Origin of the sequence: Bacteroides sp. ET71, from assembly GCF_023336905.1 — a bacterium.
GTDB lineage: Bacteria > Bacteroidota > Bacteroidia > Bacteroidales > Bacteroidaceae > Bacteroides.
On sequence record NZ_JAMBLS010000068.1, the window covers coordinates 1 to 4288 of the forward strand.

Annotated in this window: 5 protein-coding genes, 1 tRNA gene and 1 pseudogene; 3 read left to right on the top strand and 4 right to left on the bottom strand. The window is 35.4% G+C overall.

The features are described from left to right. Positions 1–170: 170 nt before the first annotated feature. Positions 171–857, bottom strand: coding sequence for a NigD-like protein (locus M3090_RS14930; protein WP_249057625.1), 687 nt, complete (start codon positions 855–857; stop codon positions 171–173). Positions 858–1017: 160 nt separating this feature from the next. Here M3090_RS14930 and M3090_RS14935 point away from each other — a divergent pair, with 160 nt between their 5' ends. Continuing rightward, the gene (locus M3090_RS14935; protein WP_249057627.1) at positions 1018–1566 is read left to right on the top strand and encodes an RNA polymerase sigma factor; all 549 of its coding nucleotides are present in this window, start codon (positions 1018–1020) and stop codon (positions 1564–1566) included. Further along, on the top strand, positions 1559–2797 hold the full coding sequence (locus M3090_RS14940; RefSeq protein WP_249057628.1) for an outer membrane beta-barrel protein: 1239 nt from the start codon (positions 1559–1561) through the stop codon (positions 2795–2797). The genes M3090_RS14935 and M3090_RS14940 overlap by 8 nt, the downstream gene beginning before the upstream one ends. Here the strand turns inward: M3090_RS14940 and ruvC are convergent. Next, complete coding sequence (gene ruvC, locus M3090_RS14945; RefSeq protein WP_249057629.1) at positions 2794–3369, bottom strand: crossover junction endodeoxyribonuclease RuvC; 576 nt, start codon at positions 3367–3369, stop codon at positions 2794–2796. The genes M3090_RS14940 and ruvC overlap by 4 nt on opposite strands. After that, positions 3366–3671: a DUF4286 family protein gene (locus tag M3090_RS14950; protein WP_249057631.1), complete on the bottom strand. Its 306-nt coding sequence runs from the start codon at positions 3669–3671 to the stop codon at positions 3366–3368. The genes ruvC and M3090_RS14950 overlap by 4 nt, the downstream gene beginning before the upstream one ends. A 128-nt stretch (positions 3672–3799) precedes the next feature. Here M3090_RS14950 and M3090_RS14955 point away from each other — a divergent pair. Further along, positions 3800–3876, top strand: a tRNA-Ala gene (locus tag M3090_RS14955). Positions 3877–4094: 218 nt separating this feature from the next. Here the strand turns inward: M3090_RS14955 and M3090_RS14960 are convergent. After that, positions 4095–4288, bottom strand: a pseudogene (locus tag M3090_RS14960) (transposase); the annotation flags it as partial.

Sequence of the window (4288 nt, forward strand, 5' to 3'; positions counted from 1 at the left end):
GTATAGCTGGAGGAATCTTGTTTTCATCTTTGCCGGTAAGGCTTGTTGAATGATTTTTGCCATATTCTCAGCTTTTCTGGTTGTATTCTTATAATATGAAGTATAAGACTTAGGTATCCGTGCTTTAATGTTTTTAAAGTGATGGGTGTTGGGAAAATACTTTTATAAACCTAGTGTTTTTTTTCAATGATAAAAGTTTTATTTCCTTCATATAGAGTATTAACTGTTATGCATAAGCCTTTGTGGGTATTAAGTTGTTGCCGAATGTTATCTAATTTGAATGACACAATTCCAGTTCCACCTAGTAAAGGTGTGTCGTTATAAGCGTTGTGGCAAAATTCTAAATGTAAATATTCGTCATTGGATGTTTTAGTAGTTGCATTAAGAATTAAACTTAACATGTGCTTTTTTTCGGGATTATTACTGTGGTAGAATTTATAAACTATATTGATATGATCTTGGGATAACCACATATTATCTACGTCAATACGATCCTTGCCAATACTATCTAAATCTTCAGCTTGAGTGCAATAATAGATGTCTTTTGTTAGTATATTTTCAATATGTTCGATTTTTGCGTTATAATCATAATCAGGTAGCTTTTCATCTAATAAACTAAAATATACAAAGGCTCGTTGATCATCTTTAATGGGATAATTATGAACTGCAGTAGTATCATTAGGATATAAACGACTCCCTTCATCTAGCTCAAAATAGTAATTTTGTTTTTCTATGACTCGAATGGTGCCAATGGCAAAAAGCAAATTTTCGTCTGTATATGTTGTATCATTTAAACATGATTGTAAAGAAAATACTCCAAACAACAAATAAGCTAATATAAAGGTTCTTTTTCTCATATGTGAAGATTTATTTTTTATTTGTAATAATATAACGTGTGAATTTATTTAATACTGCGTAAGTAAATATTAAAGAATTTGAAATGAAAAAACTTTTTTATCTGATGCAGTATTTTTGTTTCAATTGAATTTAAATATTAAACTTGTGTCAAAAGTAAGAATGGAAGAGCAAGAATTGGCTGAGCGCTGTAAACGAGGAGACAGAGCTGCTTATCAAGAACTGTATGTGCAATATGCAGGGCGCTTGTTAAGCATATGTCTTCGTTATATCGGTGATAAAGATACAGCTGAAGACTTGCTGCATGATAGCTTTCTGAAATTGTTTGCATCATTTGATAAGTTTACTTGGCGCGGAACTGGTTCTTTGCGAGCGTGGATGGAAAGAGTCGTTATTAATATTGTTTTGCAATATTTGCGGCGTAACGATGTGATGAATCAGACTGCTGTTCTTGATAATACTGTAGATGTCTATGATGAACCAGATTCCTCTATTATTGATATGATACCTCAAGATGTGTTGATGCAGTTTGTGCGTGAATTACCTACAGGATATCGTACAGTGTTGAATTTGTATGTTTTTGAAGAAAAATCACATAAGGAGATTGCTTCGTTGTTAGGGATAAATGAAAAATCTTCTGCTTCGCAATTGACACGGGCTAAAGCATCATTGGCTACTAAGATTCGTAATTGGATGAAAAGACATGTATAAAGAAAAGAATATTGATATGGGTGTTAATGAATTGTGGTTAGAAAAGGTAAAGTCACGGCTGTCTGAACACTCAGAACCTTTACCTGTTTCTGGCTGGGAACGTTTGGAGCGTGAATTGCCTTCTCGCCCCAAACTTATTCCTCTTTATCAGAAGATTGCAGTTGTTGCAGCAGCTTTGATAGGGGTGTTGTCATTTGTGGGGCTGCATTTGATTAATGAAGTTCCACAAGAACTTCCTTCTAGTCACATGGCTTCATCGATCAGAAATTTTGACTTACCTTCTATGTATGTTGAGCCGGCTAAACCGATTTTAGAGCATCAATTGGAAAAATCTCGTCCTCAAAAAGTTGCTATATCCCGTTTAGCAAGCATTCCTGATTCTAAAAGCACTCTGAAAAAAAGTGAGTTACAGGATTCCATATTTATCCATGTGAAACTTAATATTGAGAGGAAAGAGAAACATGAACATAGTATTTCAAAAAAAGATAAATTACCAGAGGTAGATGCTTCTTTTTTAGCTCTTGTTGATAAGCCCCGTTCTCGTCAGAAAGGGTGGTCCATGGCACTTTCCATAGGGAATACAGGAGGCAAACTGAATAATGCTCAAGGCGCTAATGACTTTCAGAATGCATTATCTCCGGGAACAAGTTATATTGATTTAGATTTGATGGAAGCTTCTAAAGGTGTGGTCGCTATTCCTGAAGGGCAGAATTTAGTTTTTCAAAACGGTCTGCCTTATCTACAGAGAAATACGCGTCAGATAATGTCTATTGATCATAAACAGCCGATTAGTGTTGGGCTTTCTTTTCGACAGAATTTATCTAAAGGTTTTTCTATTGAAACAGGTTTAATTTATTCTTATTTGGCATCTGATATTTTGTATGAGGGAACAACAGAAATTGTTAATCAGAAATTGCATTATCTGGGCATTCCTCTTCGTGCGAACTGGAATTTTTGGGAACGGAAAAAAATAGCTTTATATATCTCAGCCGGTGGGACAGTTGAAAAATGCGTCTATGGAAAAACTGGAACTACGACTTCAACAGTAGATCCGGTTCAATTATCAGCAACTACAGCAGTGGGAGCTCAATACAATCTTAGTCGTCATGTAGGCTTTTATATAGAACCTGGCATGGCTTATTATTTCGATGATGGGTCAGATATTCAGACGATTCGTAAAGAACAACCTTGGCTTTTTACTTTACAAGCAGGATTCCGTTTAAGTTATTAATGGGTATTGGTTATTTTATCTGGATTTTTTATAACAAAATCTTTCCAGTTACGATAGCTCTTTTCTATTATAGGACGCCTTATTTGTAGAAAATGACAATAGGCAGCAGCTAAAGCATCAGTAGCATCCATAAATGTTGGGATTTCTTCTTTAAAGCGTAGTATGCGTTGTAGCATATTTGCTACCTGTTCTTTTGAAGCTTGCCCATTACCCGTAATAGCCATCTTGATCTTTAAAGGGGCATATTCGGTAATGGGGATATCTCTACTTAGTGCTGCTGCCATTGCGACGCCTTGAGCGCGTCCTAATTTTAGCATAGATTGTACATTTTTTCCATAAAAGGGTGCCTCAATAGCCATTTCATCAGGCAAATAGCTTTCAATGATGCTTAATACGCGCTCGTGTATATGTTTTAATTTGAGATAATGGTTCGTAAACAGGCGTAAATCAATGATGCCCATAGCTACCATTTCCGGTTCTTTATTTAATGTGCGAAGAATGCCATAACCCATAATAGTGGTTCCTGGGTCAATACCTAATATGATTTTTTCTTTGGCTAGTTGTTGCGTCATACTATTATTTCCATTAATGTGGAAAATCCTATCACTTTTTCCTTAAAAATCTTTTGCATTTCATCTGCTAATCTTACACCTTGTTCTTGATACCAATGGTGTAGTTGAGTTGAGTTTTCTACCTCAAATTGTACAGAAAAACAAGAGCTTCCTTCTTCATGGTGATTTAATATTTGAGTTATGCGAGGAGCATGGAGCATACCTTTTTTTTCTATTTCTGGTAAATAATATTCTTGCATCCAGATCAGAAAAACCTTTTCTTGGTCTATTTCTACGTGATAAGTTGTATTAAATATCAGCATAAACAATCTCCTATTTTTATGCAAAAATAATAAATATCTGAATACAAATCTTTTTAATTGTCTTAAATAAAAATGTCGAAGTTTTTGGCCGTTACAAAAAAAGGTTATATCTTTGCAGCGTCAAAGAAGGGGTATTAGCTCATCTGGCTAGAGCGCGACACTGGCAGTGTCGAGGTGAGCGGTTCGAGTCCGCTATGCTCCACCATTCAAAACCCTCTGTTTTAGAGGGTTTTATCGTTTTCAAACGTTCTTTAAAAGGTATCTTTGGAGTAAAAGAGAATCCTGTTGCTTGAAGTATTAGGATTTTGTAAAGCAATTCTCCAAAAACACTGCATCTTTTTAGTCTCCGAGGAACATGATTAAATCCATTATCGTTATGTTTCTATTAAATATGAAAGTAATTTAACGTGAGTTCGATATAATTCAAAACAGGATAAGTTGCCCGTCTCTGACAAAATACAGGTCAATGGCGGGCTTCTTTTCAAAGAAACAGTATGCCGCTATGGCAGAAAGCGAATTGGCAATGAAGTTATTGAAGGAGCGGTGTCTGGAGTTGTTCAATCTGTGCGATATTCTTCAACTCGTCATTGACCGTTTCTGTCAAAGCGCGTTTTCTC